The organism is Salipiger bermudensis, assembly GCF_017309175.1.
GTDB lineage: Bacteria > Pseudomonadota > Alphaproteobacteria > Rhodobacterales > Rhodobacteraceae > Salipiger > Salipiger bermudensis.
Genome location: NZ_JAEKJV010000008.1, coordinates 137,993 through 158,664, shown reverse-complemented (window position 1 = coordinate 158,664; position 20,672 = coordinate 137,993). Strand labels below are relative to the sequence as shown.

Annotated in this window: 21 protein-coding genes; 14 read left to right on the top strand and 7 right to left on the bottom strand. The window is 66.3% G+C overall.

All coding sequences use genetic code 11. From position 1 onward, the window contains the following. Positions 1 to 12: 12 nt before the first annotated feature. From hemF to clpS, 4 genes are read right to left on the bottom strand one after another with little or no spacing between them, the layout of a single operon-like run. Positions 13 to 909, bottom strand: a complete 897-nt coding sequence (gene hemF, locus JF542_RS12795) for an oxygen-dependent coproporphyrinogen oxidase (protein WP_207076112.1) — start codon at positions 907 to 909, stop codon at positions 13 to 15. A gap of 55 nt (positions 910 to 964) precedes the next feature. Beyond that, positions 965 to 1,765 (bottom strand): SDR family NAD(P)-dependent oxidoreductase, encoded by an 801-nt coding sequence (locus JF542_RS12790; protein WP_007793625.1) that lies wholly within the window; start codon positions 1,763 to 1,765, stop codon positions 965 to 967. 46 nt (positions 1,766 to 1,811) lie between these two features. Next, positions 1,812 to 2,789: a class I SAM-dependent methyltransferase gene (locus JF542_RS12785; RefSeq protein ID WP_207076111.1), complete on the bottom strand. Its 978-nt coding sequence runs from the start codon at positions 2,787 to 2,789 to the stop codon at positions 1,812 to 1,814. 25 nt (positions 2,790 to 2,814) lie between these two features. Further along, complete coding sequence (gene clpS / locus JF542_RS12780) at positions 2,815 to 3,177, bottom strand: ATP-dependent Clp protease adapter ClpS (protein ID WP_007793618.1); 363 nt, start codon at positions 3,175 to 3,177, stop codon at positions 2,815 to 2,817. Positions 3,178 to 3,272: 95 nt separating this feature from the next. On the opposite strand from clpS, the gene JF542_RS12775 reads away from it, so the two are divergent. Continuing rightward, positions 3,273 to 3,971, top strand: coding sequence for an HAD family hydrolase (locus JF542_RS12775; RefSeq protein ID WP_207076110.1), 699 nt, complete (start codon positions 3,273 to 3,275; stop codon positions 3,969 to 3,971). A 299-nt stretch (positions 3,972 to 4,270) separates the two neighbouring features. Then, positions 4,271 to 5,731 (top strand): D-alanyl-D-alanine carboxypeptidase family protein, encoded by a 1,461-nt coding sequence (locus JF542_RS12770; protein ID WP_207076109.1) that lies wholly within the window; start codon positions 4,271 to 4,273, stop codon positions 5,729 to 5,731. 363 nt (positions 5,732 to 6,094) lie between these two features. Here JF542_RS12770 and hemC read toward each other — a convergent pair whose 3' ends face one another. Beyond that, the gene (hemC, locus tag JF542_RS12765) at positions 6,095 to 7,054 is read right to left on the bottom strand and encodes a hydroxymethylbilane synthase (RefSeq protein ID WP_207076108.1); all 960 of its coding nucleotides are present in this window, start codon (positions 7,052 to 7,054) and stop codon (positions 6,095 to 6,097) included. A 91-nt stretch (positions 7,055 to 7,145) separates the two neighbouring features. Between hemC and hemE the strand changes: the two genes are divergently transcribed. From hemE to JF542_RS12725, 8 genes are all read left to right on the top strand, one after another. Further along, on the top strand, positions 7,146 to 8,177 hold the full coding sequence (gene hemE / locus JF542_RS12760; RefSeq protein ID WP_207076107.1) for a uroporphyrinogen decarboxylase: 1,032 nt from the start codon (positions 7,146 to 7,148) through the stop codon (positions 8,175 to 8,177). 82 nt (positions 8,178 to 8,259) lie between these two features. Then, positions 8,260 to 9,048, top strand: coding sequence for an exodeoxyribonuclease III (locus JF542_RS12755; protein ID WP_007793606.1), 789 nt, complete (start codon positions 8,260 to 8,262; stop codon positions 9,046 to 9,048). Between the two features lie 71 nt (positions 9,049 to 9,119). Continuing rightward, positions 9,120 to 10,541: a cardiolipin synthase gene (gene cls / locus JF542_RS12750; RefSeq protein ID WP_007793603.1), complete on the top strand. Its 1,422-nt coding sequence runs from the start codon at positions 9,120 to 9,122 to the stop codon at positions 10,539 to 10,541. A 15-nt stretch (positions 10,542 to 10,556) separates the two neighbouring features. Then, positions 10,557 to 11,228: an endonuclease/exonuclease/phosphatase family protein gene (locus JF542_RS12745; protein WP_207076106.1), complete on the top strand. Its 672-nt coding sequence runs from the start codon at positions 10,557 to 10,559 to the stop codon at positions 11,226 to 11,228. Positions 11,229 to 11,336: 108 nt separating this feature from the next. Continuing rightward, the gene (locus JF542_RS12740; protein WP_207076105.1) at positions 11,337 to 12,254 is read left to right on the top strand and encodes a thioredoxin family protein; all 918 of its coding nucleotides are present in this window, start codon (positions 11,337 to 11,339) and stop codon (positions 12,252 to 12,254) included. 27 nt (positions 12,255 to 12,281) lie between these two features. Continuing rightward, on the top strand, positions 12,282 to 12,929 hold the full coding sequence (locus JF542_RS12735; protein ID WP_007793595.1) for an LON peptidase substrate-binding domain-containing protein: 648 nt from the start codon (positions 12,282 to 12,284) through the stop codon (positions 12,927 to 12,929). Continuing rightward, on the top strand, positions 12,926 to 13,123 hold the full coding sequence (locus JF542_RS12730) for a Trm112 family protein (RefSeq protein ID WP_007793593.1): 198 nt from the start codon (positions 12,926 to 12,928) through the stop codon (positions 13,121 to 13,123). Before JF542_RS12735 ends, JF542_RS12730 begins: the two co-directional genes overlap by 4 nt. An 80-nt stretch (positions 13,124 to 13,203) precedes the next feature. Continuing rightward, entirely contained in the window at positions 13,204 to 13,461 is a 258-nt protein-coding gene (locus tag JF542_RS12725; protein ID WP_207076104.1) for a hypothetical protein, read from the top strand. Here the strand turns inward: JF542_RS12725 and JF542_RS12720 are convergent. After that, complete coding sequence (locus JF542_RS12720; RefSeq protein WP_207076103.1) at positions 13,446 to 14,888, bottom strand: ferredoxin reductase family protein; 1,443 nt, start codon at positions 14,886 to 14,888, stop codon at positions 13,446 to 13,448. The genes JF542_RS12725 and JF542_RS12720 overlap by 16 nt on opposite strands. Before the next feature lie 64 nt (positions 14,889 to 14,952). Next, a complete protein-coding gene (locus tag JF542_RS12715) occupies positions 14,953 to 15,924 on the bottom strand; it encodes a threonine ammonia-lyase (RefSeq protein ID WP_207076102.1) in 972 nt (323 codons plus the stop codon). 101 nt (positions 15,925 to 16,025) lie between these two features. Between JF542_RS12715 and JF542_RS12710 the strand changes: the two genes are divergently transcribed. The 4 genes from JF542_RS12710 to JF542_RS12695 all read left to right on the top strand — a co-directional run bounded on the left by JF542_RS12710 (position 16,026) and on the right by JF542_RS12695 (position 20,561). Further along, on the top strand, positions 16,026 to 16,565 hold the full coding sequence (locus JF542_RS12710; protein WP_207076101.1) for a DUF1643 domain-containing protein: 540 nt from the start codon (positions 16,026 to 16,028) through the stop codon (positions 16,563 to 16,565). A gap of 78 nt (positions 16,566 to 16,643) precedes the next feature. Next, positions 16,644 to 17,585, top strand: a complete 942-nt coding sequence (locus JF542_RS24530) for a calcium-binding protein (protein ID WP_207076100.1) — start codon at positions 16,644 to 16,646, stop codon at positions 17,583 to 17,585. 180 nt (positions 17,586 to 17,765) lie between these two features. After that, complete coding sequence (gene rpsO, locus JF542_RS12700; RefSeq protein WP_207076099.1) at positions 17,766 to 18,035, top strand: 30S ribosomal protein S15; 270 nt, start codon at positions 17,766 to 17,768, stop codon at positions 18,033 to 18,035. Between the two features lie 156 nt (positions 18,036 to 18,191). Continuing rightward, complete coding sequence (locus tag JF542_RS12695; protein WP_207076098.1) at positions 18,192 to 20,561, top strand: hypothetical protein; 2,370 nt, start codon at positions 18,192 to 18,194, stop codon at positions 20,559 to 20,561. The last annotated feature ends 111 nt before the right edge of the window (positions 20,562 to 20,672 follow it).

The following is a 20,672-nucleotide window of genomic DNA, read 5'->3' as shown; positions in this document are numbered from 1 at the left end:
GTCAACCTAAGATCAGATCCATTTTGCCAGCGGCGGCAGGCTCATCAGCACCGCGTTGGCATCGTGCCCGGTGGCCAGACCGAACTTGGTGCCCCGGTCATAGACGAGGTTGTACTCGGCATAGAGCCCGCGATGCACCAGCTGCGTCTCACGGTCCGCCGCGTCGCAGGGCATCACCCGGCGCTTTTCCACCAGCGGCAGGTAGGCCGGCAGGAAGGCGCGGCCGATATCCTGCGTCAGCGCGAAATCCGCGTCCCAGTCGCCGGTGTTGCGGTCGTCCATGAAGATGCCGCCGACACCGCGCGCCCGCTTGCGGTGCGGGATGTAGAAATACTCGTCGGCCCAGGCCTTGAGCTCGGGATAGAGCGCCGGCCCGTGTGGGTCGAGATGCGCCTTCTGCGTGGCGTGGAAATGCGCCGTGTCCTCGTCGTACTCGATGCAGGGGTTGAGGTCGGAGCCGCCGCCGAACCACCACGCGTTCGGGGTCCAGAACATGCGCGTGTTCATGTGCACCGCCGGGACGTGCGGGTTGCGCATGTGGGCGACGAGGCTGATGCCGCTGGCCCAGAAGCGGGGGTCGCTCTCGATCCCCGGCACGCCGCGCGCCGCCATGGATTTCTGCGCCGCCTCGCCGAGCGTGCCGTAGACGGTGGAGACGTTGACGCCGACCTTCTCGAACACCCGACCACCGCGCATCACGCTCATCAGCCCGCCACCGGCATCGGAGCCGTCCTCGGCGGTGCGGCTGGTGGGGGTGACCTCGAAGGCTCCGGGCGCGTCTTCGGAGAACGGGCCGGTGTCATGGCTCTGCTCGAGCCCCTCGAAGGCCGCCACGATCTCGTCGCGCAGGGCGCGGAACCAGTCCGAGGCGCGGGTCTTGCGCTCGGCGAAGGCATCGGTGTCGGTCATCGTGGATCTCCTCGCTATGCGGGCCCGTGTTAGACCCAAGCGGGGGCGGGGGCAATCAGTGCGCGGGGGCGACGACCGGGTCGATCAGCGTGCGGCCGCCATCGACGGTGAGGATCTGCCCGGTCATGAAGCCCGCCCCCTCGGAGGCGAGGAACTGAACCGCCTCGGCCAGCGCGCCGGGCGCCGCGATGCGGCCAAGCGGCGTATTGGCTTCGATCTCCTTGCGGTAGTTCGGGTGATCCTTGAGCTTGTCCTTGAGGCTCGCCGACATCACCGAGCCGAAGCCGACGCCGTTCACCCGGATGCGCTCGGGTGCCAGTGCGACTGCCATCGAGCGGGTCATCTGGTCGAGCGCGGCGCAGGACACGGAGTAGGACAGGATCTGCTTCTGGGTGCGGCGCGAGGCGATGGACGAGAGGTTGATGATCGCGCCGGCCTGCCGGTCGCTGTCGCCGTTCGATTGCTTCATCATCCGCCTGGCGACGATCTGGCTGAGCCGGTAGGCCGGCATCAGGTTCTGCCCGATCAGCGTTTCCATGGTGTCGTCTTCGAGGTCGAGCGGATCGGTCGGCATCATCTGCCGCGCCCCGTTGATCAGGATATCGACCCGGTCGAACTGGTCGAGCGTGGCCGAGAGCAGGTTGTTCAGCGTCAGCTTCTCGCGCAGGTCGCCGGCGAAGTAGCACATGTTGCCGCCGTCGGTTTCCTGCCCGCATTCCTTGGCGAGCCGGTTCTCGTCCATGTCGGCGAACATCACGTTGGCGCCCTTGTCGGCGAAGTGCCGTGCGATGGCGAGACCGACGCCGTTCGCGGCTCCGGTGACGATGGCGGTCTTGCCTTCGATCGAATAGCTCATTCGGCGTTCCCTGAGAGTTGGCGCGTCGGGGTGACGTTAGCGAAGATCACCGGTTCGGGCGAGAGCCGTGCAGGATCTTGAAGCGGTTGTCCCCGGCGATCTCGTCGCTGTTGCGGAATTGTGCGGCAAGCGTGGTCTCGTAGGGCAGGTGGCGGTTGGCCACCAGCCAGAGCTGCCCGGACGGTTTCAGCATCTTGCGCGCGGCGGTGATGAAGGCCTGCCCCAGAGAGGGATCGGCACGCCGTCCCTGATGGAAGGGCGGGTTCATTACCACGGCGTCAAGCAGTTCGGGCGGGGTCCAGGCGGTCGCGTCGGCCCAGTGAAACTGCACTCGCGGGTCGGTGATGTTGCGGCGCGCACACTCAAGCGCGGCGTGGTCGGCCTCGACCATGTGCAGCGTTTTGATGCCGTCGCGGGTCAGCAGACCGGCCCCGAGCCCGCCCCATCCGGCGCCGAGATCGGCGACCTGCGCGCCAAGCTTCTCGGGCAGCGCGGCGAGCAGAGCGGCCGAGCCCGGATCGGGGGCGTCGGCCGAGAACACGCCCGGCGCGGTCCAGAGCCCGTGGGCGTTGGGCGCGGCCTCGCGGGCCCAGTCTGCGAAGGCGTCGGTGGCGGTGAACCAGACCGTCTTGCCATGCGCCTTGGAGACCTGACCGAGCAGCGGTGCACGCGCCTTCACCGCCTTGGCGATGGGCTCGATGCCGTCGGTCTTCTGGCCGTCGATGACGATCAGCCCGCCGGGGGCCGCGGCACAAGCCATGGCGACGCGCGCCTCGGCCAGCTCGCGCGAGCGGGGCAGGAAGACGATGGCGGCGGCAAAGTCGCCCTCGGGTGCCAGAGCGACGGGCACACCGCGGCGCTGCCACAGGTCATGATCGGGCTTGAAGCCCTGCACCACGGCGCAGCGCTCGAGCGGCAGTGCCTCGGTGAGCAGGTCCCCGGGGGCGCCGATCAGCAGGATGCGGCCATCGGAGGGCAGGGTGAGGCCTGCCTCTGTTGCGAAACTCAATCTGTCGGCTGTCATGGCAGGGCCGGCGCGGGGGCGCGGCTCACTCCTTTTCCATGGTGCATTGCAGCGGATGCTGATGGCGGCGGGCGAAATCCATCACCTGTCCGACCTTGGTCTCGGCGATCTCGTGGCTGAACACGCCGACCACCGCGACCCCCTTCTTGTGCACCGTGAGCATGATTTCGAAGGCCTGGGCATGGGACATGCCAAAGAACCGCTCGAGCACGTGGACGACGAATTCCATCGGCGTGTAATCGTCGTTCAGCAGCAGCACCTTGTAGAGCGGCGGCCGCTTGGTCTTGGGCTTGGTCTGCAGGACCACATCGGCATCGCCATCGCCGTCTCCCGGCAGGGAGGGCGAGTTCGCGAGGCGGATGGTTTTTTCCGTGATGGTGATTGTCATCTCGGGCTCAAGGCGCTTTGCGGTTGGTGGCTCGAAGGGTCTATATAAATCGGTGATCGCCCGGAGAAAAGGGCTCAGGACGGAGTCTTCGCCTTATGGCCTCGAATTTGCTGACAATCGGTTTCGATGCGGACGACACGCTCTGGCACAACGAGCGTTTCTTCAAGCTGACGCAGGAGCGATTCGCCGAGCTGCTGCAGGACCATGTGGAGGCCGATCACCTCGACGCGCGGCTGCTCGAGGCCGAGCGGCGCAATATCGGGCATTACGGTTTCGGCGTGAAGGGCTTCGTGCTGTCGATGATCGAGACCGCGATCGAGGTCACCGACGGGCGGGTGCCGGGCAGCGTCATCGGCGAGATCCTCAAGGCCGGGCAGGACATGCTGGCCCACCCCATCGAGTTGCTGCCGCACGCGCAGGAGGCGGTCGAGGCGCTGGCGGCGGATCATCACCTCGTGCTGATCACCAAGGGCGATCTTCTGCACCAAGAGCGCAAGCTCGCCCAGTCCGGGCTGGGCGACTGGTTCGATGCGGTGGAGATCGTCTCGGACAAGCGGCCCGAGACCTATGCCCGGATCTTCGCGGCCTGCCCGGGTGGGGCAGGGGCGGCGATGATGGTCGGCAACTCGCTGAAATCGGATGTGCGTCCGGCGATCGAGGCGGGCGGCTGGGGAGTCTACGTGCCGCAGGAGCTCATGTGGTCTCTGCAGGCGGCGGAAAAGCCCGCGCATCCGCGGTTTGCAGAGCTCGAAGATCTTGGCGGGCTGGTGAGTCTGGTGCGCGAGATCGGCTGAGTCTCGCGATTCCGCCACATTTTTGCCTTAATCGCCGTGATAGTCGGTGGTCCGAAACGGCCCCCAACATCTGGACTCCGCTGCCTTCGAAAGAGGCAGAGAATCAACATATTGCGGTCTTCCGCGATGCGATCTTCCGTGCTACGCTTTCAAACAATCATAACGAGAAGTTCACCGGAGAAACCGGGAACACCGAGGCAGAAAAAAAGGCGGATACCGTGACGGGACGGCACAGGCAAAAGCCGGGCCGAGCAGGCCTGCAATTCATTACACTACTCTGGTTCCTCATCGCTGCTCCGATGAGCGCTCTCGCTGCGCCCTACGCGGCGATGGTGGTGGACGCCAGATCCGGCGAGGTGCTGCATTCCGAGAATGCCGACACCCCGCTGCACCCCGCATCTCTGACCAAGATGATGACGCTCTACCTCGCCTTCGAGGCGGTCGAGCATGGCGAGTTGACCATGGACACGGTGGTCACGATCTCGCGCAATGCCGCGGCAGAGCCGCCCTCGAAACTGGGGCTGCGCTCGGGGCAGAAGATCAAGCTGCGCTATCTGGTGCGGGCGGCGGCGGTGAAATCCGCCAACGATGCCGCCACCGCCATCGGTGAGGCGATCTCGGGCAGCGAGGCGGCCTTCGCACGGCGGATGAACCGCACCGCCAAGGCGATGGGCATGTCGCGCACCACGTTCAAGAACGCCAACGGACTGACCGAGACCGGTCACATGTCGACGGCGCGGGACATGACGCTGCTCGGGCGGCACATGATCTACGACTACCCGCAGTACTATAACCTTTTCTCGCGCATCACGACCCATGCGGGCATGCACGAGGTCTACAACACCAACCGGCGGTTCCTCGGGGCCTACAAGGGCGCCGACGGCATCAAGACCGGCTACACCCGCGCGGCGGGCTTCAACCTCGTGGCCTCTGCCGAGCGCGGCAGCGAACGGGTGGTGACGACGGTGTTCGGCGGTCGCTCCACCGCGTCGCGCAATGCCAAGGTGGCGGAGTTGATGGATCTCGGCTTCAAGCGCGCCAAGACCCGCGTCGCGCTGCGGGCGCCGGGCAAGCCGCCCTATCTCGGCAATCGCGGGCTCGGCAATGTCGAGGTGGCGCGCAGCGCCGATCCCTCGCCGGACGGCGCGCGTGGCAAGACGATTCGCGTGGTCTCGGCGGCGGTGACCCGCAGCCTGCGACCGCAATCACGCCCCGGCGCCTCGAGCGCCGAGATCGCCCCGCTGGTGGCGAGCGTGGAGAGCGACATCGAGACCGTGCTGGCCAGTGTACAGACCGCCGAGGAGAGCGCCGTCTCGGAGGTCGAGATTGCCGAAGCGGTCCCCGAGGCGGTTGCCGGCGATGCCTCGGACGTGGCGCCCAATGCCTCGATCAAGCCGGTGCGCCGCCCGCAGGGCATCCTGATGGCTGCCGCCTCGGCGGCGCCGGCCGAGGCACAGGCCGTGCCGGTCTCGGCGCCGGTGCAGGAAACGCAGGAGGTCGTGACACGTCTCTCGACCTCGGGCGGGCGCCACTGGGGAATCAATGTCGGCCGCTATCCAAGCCGCTACGCCGCCGAGAAGGTGCTGCTGAAGACCGCGCTGATGGAGACCTCGACGCTGGATGGCTCGCTGCGCAAGGTGATCGACCGCAGCTCCGGCTTCGATGCCAATTTCATGGGGCTGAGCCGCGAGACCGCGGATCTCGCCTGCCGCCGGCTGCAGGCGCGGCAGGTGACCTGCTTCATGATCGGGCCGAGCTGACGCCGGGCCACGCCGTGACGGCGCGGGCGAAGACCCGGGCCGCTCTCCAGATCCCTGCCCCCGGCCGCAATGCAGGGGGCATTTTCTTGTCAAAGATGTCCGGCGGTGCAGCCCTTCGGACTGCGCAGGATCAGCCCGGTCCCGTCTTCGCCGGCCCGGGCGGTGACGGGGCGCTGCCCCCTGTCGCACCGGAGGTGCGCGCATAATAAAAGAAAGAGGGGATGCTGCCCCCTCTTGGCGCTGCGCGCCAATTCACCCCCGAGGTATTTTGAAACCAGAGAAGCCAGGAGCGCTGCACCCCTGGCTTCTCTTCGTCAAAAATACTCCCGCCGGAGGCGTCCGGCCCGGATGTTTGCGAAATGGTCAGCCGCGCCAGGCGAAGAAATCAGGGCCGGCCCTGGCGAGGAGCTCTTGGGCGAGCGCGCGGCCCATGGCGGGGCCATCGGCGGCGGGGCCGCTCAGTTCGCCGGCGTGGGAGGCGCTGCCGTCGGGGGCGAGGATCTCGCCGCGCAGGCGGAGCATGTCGCCGTCGAGCTCCGCAAGCCCTGCGATGGGGGTCTCGCAGGAACCGTCGAGCGCCGCGAGGAAGGTGCGTTCGGCGGCGAGACGGGTGGCGGTGTCGGTATCGTGGATCGCGGCCAGCATGTCGCCCGTGCGGCTGTCATCGGAGCGACGCTCGATGCCGATGGCGCCCTGGGCGATGGCGGGCAGCATGTCGTCGGGCGACATGGCGGTCATCGGGATGTCGGTCATGTCCATGCGACGCAGTCCCGCCATGGCGAGGAAGGTGGCGGCGGCGACGCCGTCCTCGAGCTTCTTCAGCCGGGTCTGCACGTTGCCGCGGAACTCCACCACCTGCAGGTCCGGCCGGCGGTTCAGCAGCTGCGCACGGCGGCGCAGCGACGAGGTGCCGACCACGGTGCCCTCGGGCAGGGCGGCAAGCCCGGCATGGCCCGGCGATATGAAGGCGTCGCGCTCGTCCTCGCGCGGCAGGTAGCAGTCGAGCACGAGGCCCTCGGGCTGCTCTGTCGGCATGTCCTTCATCGAGTGCACCGCGATGTCGATGCCGCCCGAGAGCAGCTGCTCCTCGATCTCCTTGGTAAAGAGTCCCTTGTTGCCGATCTCCTTCAGCGGCCGGTCGGCGGCGATCATCGCGCGGTCGTCGCCGGTGGTCTTGATGACGACGATCTCGAAGGCGTCCTGGGGCAGGTCGAAGGCGGCGGCGAGGCGGTCGCGGGTCTCGTGGGCCTGGGCCAGCGCCAGCGGCGATCCGCGGGTGCCGATCTTCAGAGGAGCGGCGGGGGAGGGAAGCAGTGTCATCATGGGCCTGAGCTTTATGTCGCGTGTTCGCCTGTGGCAATGGGGCGTGAATTGACATATTGCCGCCTGCGACACCATCTGGGAGGCCGCGACAATGACCAAGACCATCCTCAGGGCGCTTGCCGGCGAGACCTTGCCCGTGCCGCCGATCTGGATGATGCGCCAGGCCGGGCGCTACCTGCCGGAATACAAGGCGACGCGGGCGCAGGCCGGCGACTTCCTGTCGCTGTGCTACAACCCCGAGCTCGCCGCCGAGGTGACGCTGCAGCCGATCCGCCGTTACGGCTTCGACGGGGCGATCCTGTTCGCCGACATCCTGCTGGTGCCGCAGGCGCTCGGCAACGACCTGTGGTTCGTCACCGGCGAAGGGCCGCGCCTGTCGACCATCACGACGCAGGCGGAATTCGACAAGCTGGGCCGTGGCGAGATGATCCACGACACGCTGAACCCGATCTACGAGACGGTGAAGATCCTGCGCCGCGAGCTCCCCGAAGAGACCACGCTGATCGGCTTTGCCGGCGCGCCGTGGACGGTGGCGACTTACATGATCGCGGGACGCGGCACCAAGGACCAGGGCCCGGCGCACGCGCTCAAGGCCGAGAACCGGCCGCTCTTCGAGGCGATCATCGAGCGGTTGACCGAGGCCACCATCGACTACCTCTCGGCGCAGGTCGAGGCAGGGGCCGAGGTGGTCAAGCTGTTCGACAGCTGGGCGGGCTCGCTCTCGGGCGAGGATTTCCAGCGCTATGCCCTGGAGCCGGCCCGGATCATCACGCAGGCGCTGAAGGCGCGCCATCCCGGCCTGCCGGTCATCGTGTTCCCGCGGCAAGCGGGGCAGGGTTATGTCGGCTTCCACGAAGCGACCGGGGCCGATTGCGTCGCGGTTGATGACAGCGTGAGCCCGGAATGGGCGGCCGAGCACGTTCAGGTCTCGGGCTGCGTGCAGGGCAACCTCGCCTCGTCGCACATGGTGACCGGCGGTGACGCGCTGGTGGCCGAGACCCGGCGCGTGGTGAAGGCATTCTCCAAGGGGCCGCACATCTTCAACCTCGGCCACGGCATCACCCCCGATGCCGATCCCGAGAACGTGCAACTGATGATCGACACGGTGCGCGAGGGCGCCTGAGCCCCCGGCTGCGGCACGATCCGGGTTGCGACGACCCTGCCCCGGTGCGATTGGGGCAGGGACACAGCCGGAGATCCCAGACATGCCCTTCACCCTCGCCACCTGGAACATCAACTCGGTCCGCCTGCGCGAGGCGCTGGTCTGCAAGCTCCTGACCGAGGAGGCACCGGACGTGCTCTGCCTGCAGGAGTGCAAGAGCCCGGTCGAGAAGATTCCGATGGAGGCGTTCCGCGCGCTTGGCTACGGCCATGTCGTGGCGCGGGGGCAGAAGGGCTACAACGGCGTGGCGATCCTGTCGAAGCTGCCGATGCGCGACATGGGCGACCACGACTTCGCCGGGCTGGGCCATGCCCGCCACGTGGCGGCCGAACTCGAGAACGGCGTGACGGTGCAGAACTTCTACGTTCCCGCCGGCGGCGACGTGCCCGATCGGGAGGTCAACGAGAAGTTTGGCCAGAAGCTCGATTACCTCGCCGAGATGCGCGACTGGTTCCGCGCGGAGGCGCCGAAGAAATCCATCCTCGTCGGCGATCTCAACATCGCCCCGCGCGAGGATGACGTCTGGTCGCACAAGCAGCTTCTGAAGGTGGTCTCGCATACGCCCGTCGAGGTCGAGGCGCTGGCCGAGACGCAGGAGGCCGGTGGCTGGGTCGACATCACCCGCAAGGACATCCCCGAAGGCCAGCTCTATTCGTGGTGGTCCTACCGGGCGCGTGACTGGGATGCCGCCGACAAGGGCCGTCGCCTCGATCATGTCTGGGCGACGCCCGACATCGCCTCCGCCGGGCATTCGAGCCGGGTGCTGCGAGATGCGCGCGGCTGGGAAAAGCCCTCGGACCACGCGCCGGTTTTCGCGACATTCGATCTCTGACCGCGAACAATGGCGCCGGGGGAACCGGAAGGACTTGGCAGGGTTGAGACGAACCCTGTAGGCATAGGTCCATGTTCATCACCGATCTGCGCATCCTGATCTCCGTTCTCATCGCCGTCCTCCTGCCGCTGGCCGTGGGGGTGGCGATCTGGCGGGTGCTGCGCCGCGCGCGCACGCCGCAGGGCTCGGTCGCTTGGGTTGTGTTCCTGCTCGCCGCGCCTTGGTTCGCGTTGCCAGCCTACCTGCTTTTCGGGCATCACAAGCTGCACGGCTTCACCAAGCGCCGGCGTGCCAGTCACCAGCTGATGAAGACCTACGGGGCTTATGCGCGCACGGTACAGCCGAGCCGGCAGCGCGCCGCCTACCGGCTCTACGAGAGCATCTCGGAGCTGAAAGTGGTCGGCGGCAACCGGTTCGAGCTGCTGATTGACGGCGCGCAGACGTTCCCGGCGATCCACGAGGCCATCGACGCCGCCAAGAGCTACGTTCTGGTGCAATACTACACCATCGCCGACGACGACACCGGCCGGGCGCTGGCGGACCGCCTGATCGCGGCGGCGGAGCGCGGCGTGGACGTGCGTCTGCTCTATGACGGGGTGGGCAGCTACAGCCTGCCGGCAAGCTACCGCGAGCGGCTGGTCGAGGCCGGTGTCACCGTGCTCGATCCGCGCGCCGCACGCGGCCCGACCTCGCGGCTGCAGATCAACTTCCGCAACCATCGCAAGACCGTCATCATCGACGGCGAGATCGGCTTTACCGGCGGTCTCAACGTTTCGGACACCTATCGCGGGCTGAACCCGGAATTCGGGCCGTGGCGCGACACCCACCTGCGGCTTACCGGGCCGACCGTGGCACAGCTTCAGCTGGCCTATGTCGAGGACTGGCACTGGGCCACCGACGAGGCGCTGGGCGAAAAGCTGCACTGGACCCCGGCGGCGCAGGAAGATGGCGCCGACGCGGTGGTGGTGCCCTCCGGCCCCGTCGACGAGCTCGACAGCGGCTCACTGTTCTATTTCTCCGCGATCAACGCCGCGCGAGAGCGGCTGTGGATCTCGTCGCCCTACCTTGTTCCCGACGAGGAGGTCATGGCGGCGCTGAAAGCGGCGGCGCTGCGCGGGGTCGACGTGCGGGTGCTTGTGCCCGAGGTCCGCGACCACTGGCTGACCTGGCTCGCGGCCTTCACCTATTTCGACGAGCTGCGTGCCGCCGGGGTGCAGATCTGGCGCTACCAACCGGGCTTCGTGCACCAGAAGGTGGTGGTCTGCGACGACGATTTTGCCGGTGTCGGCACCGCCAACCTCGACAATCGGTCCTTCCGGCTCAATTTCGAGACCATGGTGGCGGTGTTCGACGAGCGCTTCGCGGGCCGGGTGGCCGCGATGCTCGAGGCGGATTTCGAGGTTTCCGAGAAGCTCGAGACCAGCTTCGACGAACAGCCGCTGTGGCTGCGCGCCGGCGCACGCGTCACCCGGCTGTTCTCTCCGGTGCTCTGAGAGGGACCGCCGGGCATGAAAATCGCGAGCTACAACATCCGCAAGGCGCTGGGGACCGATCGCCGCCGCGATCCGGCGCGGATCCTCAAGGTGCTCAACCAGATCGACGCCGACGCGGTGCTGCTGCAGGAGGCTGACCTCCGGCTCGGGCCGCGCCCCACCGCGCTGCCGCGCTTCCTGATCTCGCAGGAGACCGACTACGAGGTTGCCGACCTGGCGATCAACGATGTCAGCATAGGTTGGCATGGCAACGCCATCCTGCTGCGCCGGGGGCTCGAGCCCGCCCGGCTCGAGCGCATCGATCTGCCGGGGCTGGAGCCGCGCGGCGCGGTGCTGGCCGAAGTCGGCGGCGTGACGCTGGTGGGCGCGCATCTGGGGCTGATGCGGCGCTACCGTCTGCAGCAGATGACCACGATCCGCGAGCATCTGAAGGGGCGCGAGATCCGGGCGCTGATCGCCGGCGACTTCAACGAGTGGTCCGACGTCCGCGGCTACGAGCCGTGGGAGAAGAAATTCGAACTGCTGCTGCCGGGACGCAGCTATCACGCGCGCCGCCCCTTCGTGGCGCTCGACGGCATCGCCCACGGCCGCGGGCTTCGCATCGCCGAGATGGGGGTCGAGAGTGGCGGCGCGGCGCGGCTGGCCTCGGATCACCTGCCGATCTGGGCCCGGATCGAGCACGACTAGCGCGGCTTTTCGGCGCTTTGGGCCCAAGCGCTGACGCGATCCCCTTGCAACACCAGGGCTCATGCGCCATCTGTCCCTGCAACGTGACCGCAAGCAGCGGAGGACAAGATGCTGGAACTGGGTGGCAATGCGCAGGCGCCGAAGGGCGATCTGATCAAGGACGTGACCGAAGCCGACTTCATGGCCGAAGTGGTCGAGAAGTCGCAGGAGGTCCCGGTGATCGTGGACTTCTGGGCGCCGTGGTGCGGCCCCTGCAAGCAGCTCGGACCGGCACTCGAGGCCGAGGTGACCGCTGCCAAGGGCGCCGTGGTCATGGCCAAGGTCAATGTTGACGAGGCGCAGATGATCGCCGGCCAGATGCGGATCCAGTCGATCCCGACGGTCTATGCCTTCTACAAGGGCCAGCCGGTCGATGGCTTTCAGGGCGCGTTGCCGCCCTCCGAGCTGAAGGCGTTTGTCGAGCGCGTGATTCAGGCCGCTGGTGGCGAAGCCGGTGAGGACGGGCTCGATGCCGCGGTCGACGCCGCCGAGGAGATGCTCGAGCAGGGCGCCGCCACCGACGCGGCGCAGACCTTCGCGGCGATCCTCGAGGAAGAGCCGCAGAACGCCCGCGCCTACGGCGGCTTCGTGCGCGCCCATATTGCGATGGACGATCTCGAGCAGGCCGAAGCGGTGCTCAACGGCGCCCCGGTGGAGATTTCCAAGAGCCCCGAGCTGGAAGCCGCACACGCGCAGCTCGAGCTCGCGAAGCAGGCCGCCGATGCCGGCCCCGTCGCGGATCTGACCGCCGCCGTCGAAGCCGATCCGGCCGATCATCAGGCCCGCTTCGACCTCGCTCAGGCGCTCTATGCCAAGGGCGACGCGGCGGGCGCGGTGGACCAGCTGCTCGAGCTCTTCAAGCGCGATCGCGAGTGGAACGACGGCGCGGCAAAAGCTCAGCTTTTCACCATCTTCGAGGCGCTGAAGCCGAACGATCCGGTGGTGCTGAACGGACGCCGAAAACTCAGCTCGATGATATTTGCCTGAGGCCTCGGGCGCGCTAGCTGGGCTTGCATGGCGAAACACATCGATCTGCCGGGAACGATCCCGATCTTTCCCCTGCCGGGCGCGCTGCTTCTGCCGCGTGCGCGGCTGCCTCTGCACATTTTCGAACCCCGCTACCTGGCGATGTTCGACGACGCGCTCAAGACCGAGTCGCGCCTGATCGGCATGGTCCAGCCCGACCCGCTGTCGAAGCGCGAGGGCGGAGACGGGCTTTACCGCATCGGCTGCGCCGGGCGGGTGACGCAATTCTCGGAAACCGAGGATGGGCGCTACATGATCACCCTCACGGGCATGTCGCGGTTTCGCATCCGGCAGGAGATCGAGAGCTTCACCCCCTATCGCCGTTGCGAGGTGAGCTGGGAGGGGTTCGACCGGGATCTCGAGACTGATGAAAGCGATCCCGAGTTCCAGCGTGACGCATTCATGAGGCTGCTCGACCGCTATTTCGAGGCCAAGGGCCTGTCGGCGGACTGGGGCACGCTCAAGGAGGCCGATGACGAGCTGCTGGTGAATTCGCTGTCCATGCTGCTCGAGTTCGACCCCGAGGAAAAACAGGCGCTGCTCGAGGCGCCGTCGCTGCAGACCCGGCGCGAAACGCTGGTGACACTGATCGAATATGCCCTTCGGGGCGGTGGCGGAGAGGACCGCGTGCAATGACCGAAGCCGACACATCCCCCGCGGCGTTTGACCGCCGCATGCTCGAGGCGCTGGTCTGCCCGGCGACGCAGCACCGGCTCGACTACGATCTCGAGCGTCAGGAGCTGATCAGCAAGGCCGCGGGCCTCGCCTACCCGATCCGCGACGGCATCCCGGTGATGCTGGTCGACGAGGCGCGTCGGATCGACGACTGAGGCAATTCGCCGGTTGCGCCACCCCGCCCGCCGGGCCGATGATCGCAACAGATGCGGTGTTCGGACCGGGAGGTTGGAAGATGCGGACGGCGATTGTTCTTTCCATGGTTCTGAGTGGCGTTGCGCCGGGCACGCTTCTGGCCGACGCCGAGGAGGGTGCGGCCTATTTCCAGCAGGCCTGCACGCGCTGTCATCGCAACCCGTCCGAGGTGTCTTATGCGTTCGAAGGGCCGGATGCCGCGGCCGAGATGGACGCCTTCCTGAGCCGCCATCATGCCGGCGATCCCGACCTGCGGGCGGCGCTCATCGCGTGGTTCCGGTCTCAGACCAGCGAGTAGAGCGCCATCGCCGCCGCCAGCGCGGCGAAGATCGTCGCGAACCCCGCCATCATCCGGTGATCCTTGCGCGAGAGCGGCCCCGAGCCGTAGCTGAAACGCTCGTAATGAATGTGCGAGAGCGGCACGCCGAGGTCGTTGAGCGTATCGGTCAGCGTCGTCATCAAGGGCCCCGGGCCGCAGATCATCACCTCGACGCGCTTCGGATCCAGCCCATCGAGAAGCAGCTTCATCTGTGCATCGCCGAGCCGGCCCTGCGCGATCTCGCCGCCGGCGTTGCGGCTTGCGGTCAGCAGTGGCGTCACGCCGAGCGTCGCCAGTGCCGGGCGGAACATCCCGGCGGGGATCATGTCGCGGCTGTCATGCATCGCGTAGGCAAAGCGCAGCGGGCAGGCGCAGCCGTCGCGGGCGAAGGTCTCGAGCATCGACAGGATCGGCGCGATGCCGACGCCGCCGGCGATCAGGACGAGCCCGTCGCGCGGGGCGTCGCTTGGTCCGAAGCTGCCATGCGGCCCGTCGATGGCGACGCGGGTGCCCGGTTCCACCGCATCGAGCGACGAGGTGAAATCGCCCGCCTCCTGGATCAGCAGCCGGAGTCGCGGCGCGCCGGGGGCGGAGGCGATGGAGAACGGGTGGTCATGCAGCGGCAGGCGCTGGCCGCCGACGCTGGCCCAGACGAACTGGCCGGGCCGGAAGTCGAGGCTGTCGCCATGCGGGTTCTCGAGCAGCATCTCGTGGATGCGCGGCGTGACGCGGCGGAGGCTGGCGACGGTCCAGCACTCACTGCGGGGCCGTGTCAGCCGACGGGCATAGACCCAGAGCGCGGGCAGGGTGACGGCGGCAGCGAAGCCCGTCCAGAGGGCGGCGCGGGCCGGGCCAAGCAACCCGTCGGTGACAAGGTGTGCCAGCACCAGCCCGACCAGCGCCAGCGCCCCCAGAGCGTGGCTGCCGCGCCAGATCTGGTAGCGCACCGGCAGCCGGTCGCGCAGCAGCGCCAGCCCCACGAGCAGCGCCAGCAGGATCAGCGCCAGCCGCGCATCCCAGAGCCGCTCGGCGGTCATCAGCGTCGCGAAGCGGCGGGCGAGGCGGTTCGGGCGATCCGGGTCGGGCAGGCCGATCAGCAGCGCCACATGCGCCAGCGCGAAGGCCAGCGCCATCGGCGCGGCCCATTTGTGGAATGCCATGGTGATGTCGATGCCGATGCGGCCCGAAACCGCCTCGAACCGTCCGCTGGAGATCATCTGCAGGAGGATCATCGCTGCCGAGATCGAGCCCGCCGCGGCGCCAAGCTGCACGGTGAGCTGCCGGTGCGTCTCGCCGAGCAGGGCGGCCAGTGCGAGCGGCAGCACCACGGCGCCGATATAGATCAGCGCAAGTGTAAGCGGGGGAATGCCCGCGCGAATGCCCCTGTGGCTCGGAAGATCCGGCATCCGGCCCTCCATCGGTTTGCGTCCCGAGTCTGCACCCGTGCCGCAAACCGCGCCTTGAGCCGCGTCAAAGAGGGAGGTCGAGCGCCCGCTTGAACATCTCCGGATCGACATTGCCGCCCGAGATCGTGCAAACCACCGCGTTGCCCTCGATCTCATCGCCGTGGAACAGCGCCGCGGCCAGCGCCACCGCGCCGCCCGGCTCGGCCACCACCTTGAGGTGCCGGAAGGCGAGCTGCATGGCCTTCAGCGCCTCTTCCTCGCTGACCGCGAGGCCCGGACCGCAGAGGCGGCGCATGATCGGGAAGGTCAGCTCGCCGGGCTGCGGCGTCACGATCGCGTCGCAGATACTGCCCGAGAGTTGCGCGTTGCGGGCGATCTCGCCGGCTGCCAGAGAGCGTTTCACGTCGTCGAACCCCTCGGGTTCGGCGGGCCGCACCCGCAGCCCCGGCGCCCGGGCTTCGAGCGCCAGCGCGATGCCCGAGGTCAGACCGCCGCCGCCGCAGCAGACGATCACGTCGGCCTCGCTCACGCCGGCCTCCGCCGCCTGCTCGGCGATCTCGAGCCCGCAGGTGCCCTGTCCGGCGATCACCTCGGGTTCGTCGAACGGCTTGATCAGCGTCAGCCCGCGCTCTGCCGCGAGCCGCGCGCCGATCGCATCGCGGTCTTCGGAGGCGCGGTCATAGAGCACCACATCGCCACCGAGCCCCTTGGTGCCGGCAACCTTTGCGTCGGGCGCGTCCGAAGGCATGATGATCACCGCCGGGATGCCATGCATCCGCGCCGCAGCCGCGATGCCCTGCGCGTGGTTGCCCGAAGAGAACGCGATCACGCCCTGCTTGCGGATCTCGGGGTCGAGCGCCGAGATCGCCGACCACGCGCCGCGGAACTTGAAGCTGCCGGTATGCTGCAGGCACTCGGCCTTGACCAGAATCCGGCGCCCGGCGATCTCGTCGAGGAACGGAGAGGAGAGCAGCGGCGTGCGGCGGGCGTGACCGGCGAGCCGCTTTGCGGCCGCCTCGATGCGGGCGATGTCCATGCGATGTCCTGTGGTGCCGAGTTTGGCCGGAGCGTGCGCCGGGGCATTGGCGGTGTCAACGGGGTTGCGGCGCGGGCCACGCGGGGGCAGTGTCCGGCGCCATGATCGAACGGCAACACAGCGCGGACGGGGTGACATCGCGGGCGTATTATTCGCCCTGCGAGCGCTATCGCTACGGGCTGGAGCGGGTCTGGGGGCAGGGGCCGTCACTGCTCTATGTCATGCTCAACCCCTCGACCGCCGACGAGCTGCGCAACGACCCCACCATCGAGCGCTGCCAGCGCCGTGCGGTGCAACTGGGGTTTGGGGCCATGCACATCGCCAACCTCTTCGCCTGGCGCGCCACCCGGCCCGAGGACCTGCGCAAGGCGCGCGCGCCGGTGGGCACGGAGAACGACGCGCTGCTGCGCGCCTGGCATGATCAGGCCGACATGACGCTGGCCGCGTGGGGCGTGCACGGCGCGTTGATGGGGCGCGGGCCGGCGCTGGCGGCGGCGCTGCCGGGCGCGCTGCATCACCTCGGCCTGACCCGCGACGGCCACCCGCGCCACCCGCTCTACGTCTCCTACAAGGTCGCGCCGGCGCCCTGGCCCGAGGCCGAGCGCTACCCGGTCACGCCCGCGCGGATTGCGGGCGGTTAACCCTGAGCGGCGATATCCGTTGAGTTGCGGCCTCCGGCGCGGGAAACTCTGCCCTCGTCATGAGTGAGAGGTTGGCGGATGCTCTGGTTGGCGGGTCTGATGGGAATGATGGTGCTGGGATCGGTTGCGATCATCGGCACGCAGGAGCTTGGCGAGAGCGACGAGGGCGACACTCCCGATGAGGCGGAAGAGACCGGTCCGCGTGGCGTCATCGCCTCGGGCACCGAGGGCCCCGACACGCTTGAGGGCAGCGAAGAGACCGATCTTCTGGCCGGGCTTGGCGGCGATGATCTGCTGGACGGGCTGGGCGGCGACGATGAGCTCGTGGGCGGCGAGGGGAACGACACCGTGCTTGGTGGCGACGGTAACGACACGCTGCACGGCGACGCCGGGGGCGACCTGCTCATGGGGCTTGGCGGATCGGATCAGCTCTTTGCCCATGATGGCGGCGGCGCGCTCGACGGTGGGGACGATGATGATGAGCTGCAGGGCGGGCTGTCGGCGGATTCCCTGCTCGGCGGCTCCGGGAACGATGCGCTGCACGGGCGCGAGGGCGACGATACGCTGATCGGAGGCAACGGGCAGGACACCTTGTTCGGTGGCTGGGACGATGACGTGATCTCGGGCCTGATGCTGGCCGGCGATGGCGGCGATGGCGATGATCTCGATTACCTCAACGGCGGCGATGGTGACGACCGGCTCGAGATCGGCGCGCGCGACGTGGCCTCGGGTGGGGAGGGCAGCGACGAGTTCGTGCTCGGCTCGTGGATCCGCGACGGCCAGAGCGCCATGCTGATGGATTTCGATCCCGGGCAGGACCAGATGCTGATCGTCTACGACGACAGCGACGGGGCCGAAACGCCCGAGGTCGAGCTGCGCAGCAGCGCCGAACTGCCCGGCCTGACCGAGGTCGTGCTGGATGGCGATGTCATCGCCGTGATGCCCGATGCCGACGCGCCTGAGGTCGAGGCCATCGTCGTGCTAGGCGAGAGCGCGGCTGCGCTGGCGGGCGCGGCCTGAGCACGCAGCCTGAGCACGAGGCCGCTGCGGCTGTGGCGGCAGGCGGGGATTTTCCTTTTCAACGTGCCGGAATCGCCTTATACGCGCGCATCCGCTCCATTCGGGGGTGGGTATCTCCACGGGCCCTGCTGGACGACATCCCGGCTTGTGCCATCCACACCAACCATCAAGGAGACCCCGATGTCGATCACCGTCGAAGAAAAGAACCGCCTGATGAAGGAATTCGCCACCAAAGAAGGCGATACCGGCTCCCCTGAAGTTCAGGTGGCCATCCTCACCAGCCGCATCACCACCCTGACCGAGCACTTCAAGACCCACAAGAAGGACAACCACTCGCGTCGTGGCCTTCTCAAGCTCGTGGCGCAGCGCCGCAAGCTGCTGGACTACCTGAAGGGCAAGGAAGAGGCCCGTTACCAGGACCTCATCAAGCGCCTCGGCATCCGCCGCTAAGTCGCTTTCGGGCATGCGCCCGGCCAAGGTTACGAGCGCCCGTTCCGAGAGGAGCGGGCGTTTTCATTTTGCCAGTTCTTGCGAGTTGCGCGGCGATCGAATTTTGCACATACTGAAGGCGAGATTTCATTTATTCATTAATCCTGGGGTTGAGACATGCCTGATGATTTCGAGAATGCAGTATCCACAACAGGAACGATTTCAGTAGGCGGTTTCGCGACAGGTATTATCGAAGTGGATAATGATGTCGATTGGTTTGCTACGCAGCTGGACGCAGACCAGTATTACCGGATCGATCTGATCTCTGCTTCGAATGGCGATGTTTTGGGCCTGGGAGACCCCTATTTTCTTGGATTGCGGAATTCGCAGGGTCAGATCGTCTATGGGACAGGGGATGACGATGGTGGCGAGGGTTATAACTCCCGGAGCATCTTTTCGGTTGCCCAGTCCGGAACCTACTATCTCGCGGCGTCTGCCTTTGGAACTTCCACCGGAGCATATGAACTGAACCTAACAGCCTACGATTTCGTTGATGATTTCGGTGCCGATCCTGAGACTTCTGGAAATTTCTCCGTTGGAGAGACCGTATCCGGAGAAATTCAGGCCGGCGACGTCTATCAAATTCAGGATGACGACTGGTTTGCAATAGAGTTGACGGCCGGTGAAAGCTATCTCTTCGATGTGTCCGCTAGCGGCAATGGCACTTCTGACAGCGGGGGCTTTCCGTCTATCGAGGGGTTGTATGACTCGGAAGGCGAGTATGTGTCGGAATGGAATGACCAAGTTGCCTACCGAGGTAACAAGGTTCTGTTTACTCCCGATGAATCAGGAGTGTACCATGTATCTGTAACAAATTGGGATTATTTCTTGGAAGGTGAAGGCGGCTACGAACTGCAAGCCTCAATCTACCAACGCATCGACGATTTCGCGGCGACGGTCGATACGACGGGCATTCTACGTGTCGGAGAGGCCGCAACTGGCGAGATTGAGGATAATGCGTTTCTACCGCGCGCGGATCGTGACTGGTTTGCAGTGGAGTTGGAGGAGGGCGGCGTTTACCAGTTCGTCATGTCGCCCACCGACGCCACAGGCTCGCTGTCCTACTCGGCCGTGATCAGGGGGATCTATGACAGCGAGGGAGACTTGATCCCGGTAATGGTCAGAAATTCTTATTACTTGAGCAACAGTTTGTTTTTCGCTCCCGAGGCCAATGGAACGTATTTCGTATCGGCATCGGCCGAGTGGGTCGACGTGTATGGCGCCTACGAAATATCGGCCGAAAGGATTTACAGTTTCGATGGATACGTACCGGATGCCGTGGCCTCGATCCAGATACACGCTTACTCTCCCAATTATGTCGACGATGCGTCTTCGACGCTCGTGTTTGGTTCAGACCGCGATAATACGATTCGCGGCATTTCCGGGCACGACGTCTTGCTCGGTGCGGAGGGCGACGACCTCTTGATCGGTGATGACACTGCCGACGGTCAATGGCTCCCCGGCATCGAGGGAGCGGTTTTCCGCCTGTTTGAGTTTCTGCTCGACCGCGAACCCAGCGAGAGAGAGCTGCAGATGGGGCTGGAGAATGCTTATTATTCATTCTACGGTCTGAGCGATGCGGCGGCCTTCATCATCGGCAGCCCCGAGTTCGATCAGCGCTGGGGTGATCTGCATGGCGCAGACCTGATTTCGTTCTTCTACGAGCGTTTGCGTGGCAATGTCGTGGATGATGATCCTTATCGCGAAATTTGGCTAGACCAGTTGGAACGGGCCTATAGTTGGGGTTTGCTGCCTCGCTACGCCGAGGGCGAGATCGCCAGCGCTTTCGTCCTGAGCGAGGAGTATCAATCGCAGAGCTCGGGCTACGATCTGACTGGGCGCCTCGTCGAGTTCGAAAATCAATGGGGAGACGAGGTGTTCTCGTCCTATCAGGCGGTCTTGGGCCGGCGTCCGGATGCGCGGGGGTTCGAGAACTGGCTCGATCGCATCGAAAACGGGCTCGATCTCAGCGGTCTGACCCGGATGCTGCTTACGTCGCAAGAGTTCGAGCAGAGCGCGAGTGGCCTGTCGGATCGCGACTTTGTCGAACTGGTCCTGACCAATTTGGATGACACGACATCCGAAGGCGAGGTGGATTTCGCCGCGGCACAGCTTGACGCCGGGCTCAGCCGTGATGAATTCGTCGCCGTGCAAGTCCTGCTGAATGACGATCAAGGCTTTGACGCATGGATGCGCGCGCGGGGCGAAGACGACGTGCTCGCTGGCGGTACCGGCAATGACCTGCTCTTCGGTGGGCCCGGGTCCGACAGGTTTGTCTTTGCACCCGACGAAGGCAACGACACGGTCGCCGATCTACAGTCCTTCGACATCATTGACCTGACGGCCTTTGGTTTCGCCGATCTCGATGCCGCGCTTGAGGCCTTCCATCAGGATGGCGACCACCTCGTCTTCGAAACGGAGAATACCAGAATCCGGTTCCAGTCCGAGCAATTGGCGGCGCTCACCGACGACATGCTGCAGGTTTGATCACGATTGTGAAACCAGTGCCGGACATCGATCATTCGCTGTCTCGGCGTTGCCAGGTGAGCGGTCAGCGAGAGGGCTGCAAGGTCAGTGTTTGCCGGCGATAGAGCGCTG

Coding starts and splice junctions, on each gene's coding strand:
- hemF (WP_207076112.1), bottom strand. CDS start 909: ATGACCGACACCGATGCCTTCGCCGAGCGCAAGACCCGCGCCTCGGAC.
- rpsO (WP_207076099.1), top strand. CDS start 17,766: ATGTCGATCACCGTCGAAGAAAAGAACCGCCTGATGAAGGAATTCGCC.
- clpS (WP_007793618.1), bottom strand. CDS start 3,177: ATGACAATCACCATCACGGAAAAAACCATCCGCCTCGCGAACTCGCCC.
- JF542_RS12715 (WP_207076102.1), bottom strand. CDS start 15,924: ATGGACATCGCCCGCATCGAGGCGGCCGCAAAGCGGCTCGCCGGTCAC.
- hemE (WP_207076107.1), top strand. CDS start 7,146: ATGACCAAGACCATCCTCAGGGCGCTTGCCGGCGAGACCTTGCCCGTG.
- JF542_RS12740 (WP_207076105.1), top strand. CDS start 11,337: ATGCTGGAACTGGGTGGCAATGCGCAGGCGCCGAAGGGCGATCTGATC.
- JF542_RS12720 (WP_207076103.1), bottom strand. CDS start 14,888: ATGCCGGATCTTCCGAGCCACAGGGGCATTCGCGCGGGCATTCCCCCG.
- JF542_RS24530 (WP_207076100.1), top strand. CDS start 16,644: ATGCTCTGGTTGGCGGGTCTGATGGGAATGATGGTGCTGGGATCGGTT.
- JF542_RS12745 (WP_207076106.1), top strand. CDS start 10,557: ATGAAAATCGCGAGCTACAACATCCGCAAGGCGCTGGGGACCGATCGC.
- JF542_RS12730 (WP_007793593.1), top strand. CDS start 12,926: ATGACCGAAGCCGACACATCCCCCGCGGCGTTTGACCGCCGCATGCTC.
- JF542_RS12770 (WP_207076109.1), top strand. CDS start 4,271: ATGAGCGCTCTCGCTGCGCCCTACGCGGCGATGGTGGTGGACGCCAGA.
- JF542_RS12725 (WP_207076104.1), top strand. CDS start 13,204: ATGCGGACGGCGATTGTTCTTTCCATGGTTCTGAGTGGCGTTGCGCCG.
- JF542_RS12695 (WP_207076098.1), top strand. CDS start 18,192: ATGCCTGATGATTTCGAGAATGCAGTATCCACAACAGGAACGATTTCA.
- JF542_RS12775 (WP_207076110.1), top strand. CDS start 3,273: ATGGCCTCGAATTTGCTGACAATCGGTTTCGATGCGGACGACACGCTC.
- JF542_RS12790 (WP_007793625.1), bottom strand. CDS start 1,765: ATGAGCTATTCGATCGAAGGCAAGACCGCCATCGTCACCGGAGCCGCG.
- JF542_RS12785 (WP_207076111.1), bottom strand. CDS start 2,789: ATGACAGCCGACAGATTGAGTTTCGCAACAGAGGCAGGCCTCACCCTG.
- JF542_RS12710 (WP_207076101.1), top strand. CDS start 16,026: ATGATCGAACGGCAACACAGCGCGGACGGGGTGACATCGCGGGCGTAT.
- JF542_RS12735 (WP_007793595.1), top strand. CDS start 12,282: ATGGCGAAACACATCGATCTGCCGGGAACGATCCCGATCTTTCCCCTG.
- JF542_RS12755 (WP_007793606.1), top strand. CDS start 8,260: ATGCCCTTCACCCTCGCCACCTGGAACATCAACTCGGTCCGCCTGCGC.
- hemC (WP_207076108.1), bottom strand. CDS start 7,054: ATGATGACACTGCTTCCCTCCCCCGCCGCTCCTCTGAAGATCGGCACC.
- cls (WP_007793603.1), top strand. CDS start 9,120: ATGTTCATCACCGATCTGCGCATCCTGATCTCCGTTCTCATCGCCGTC.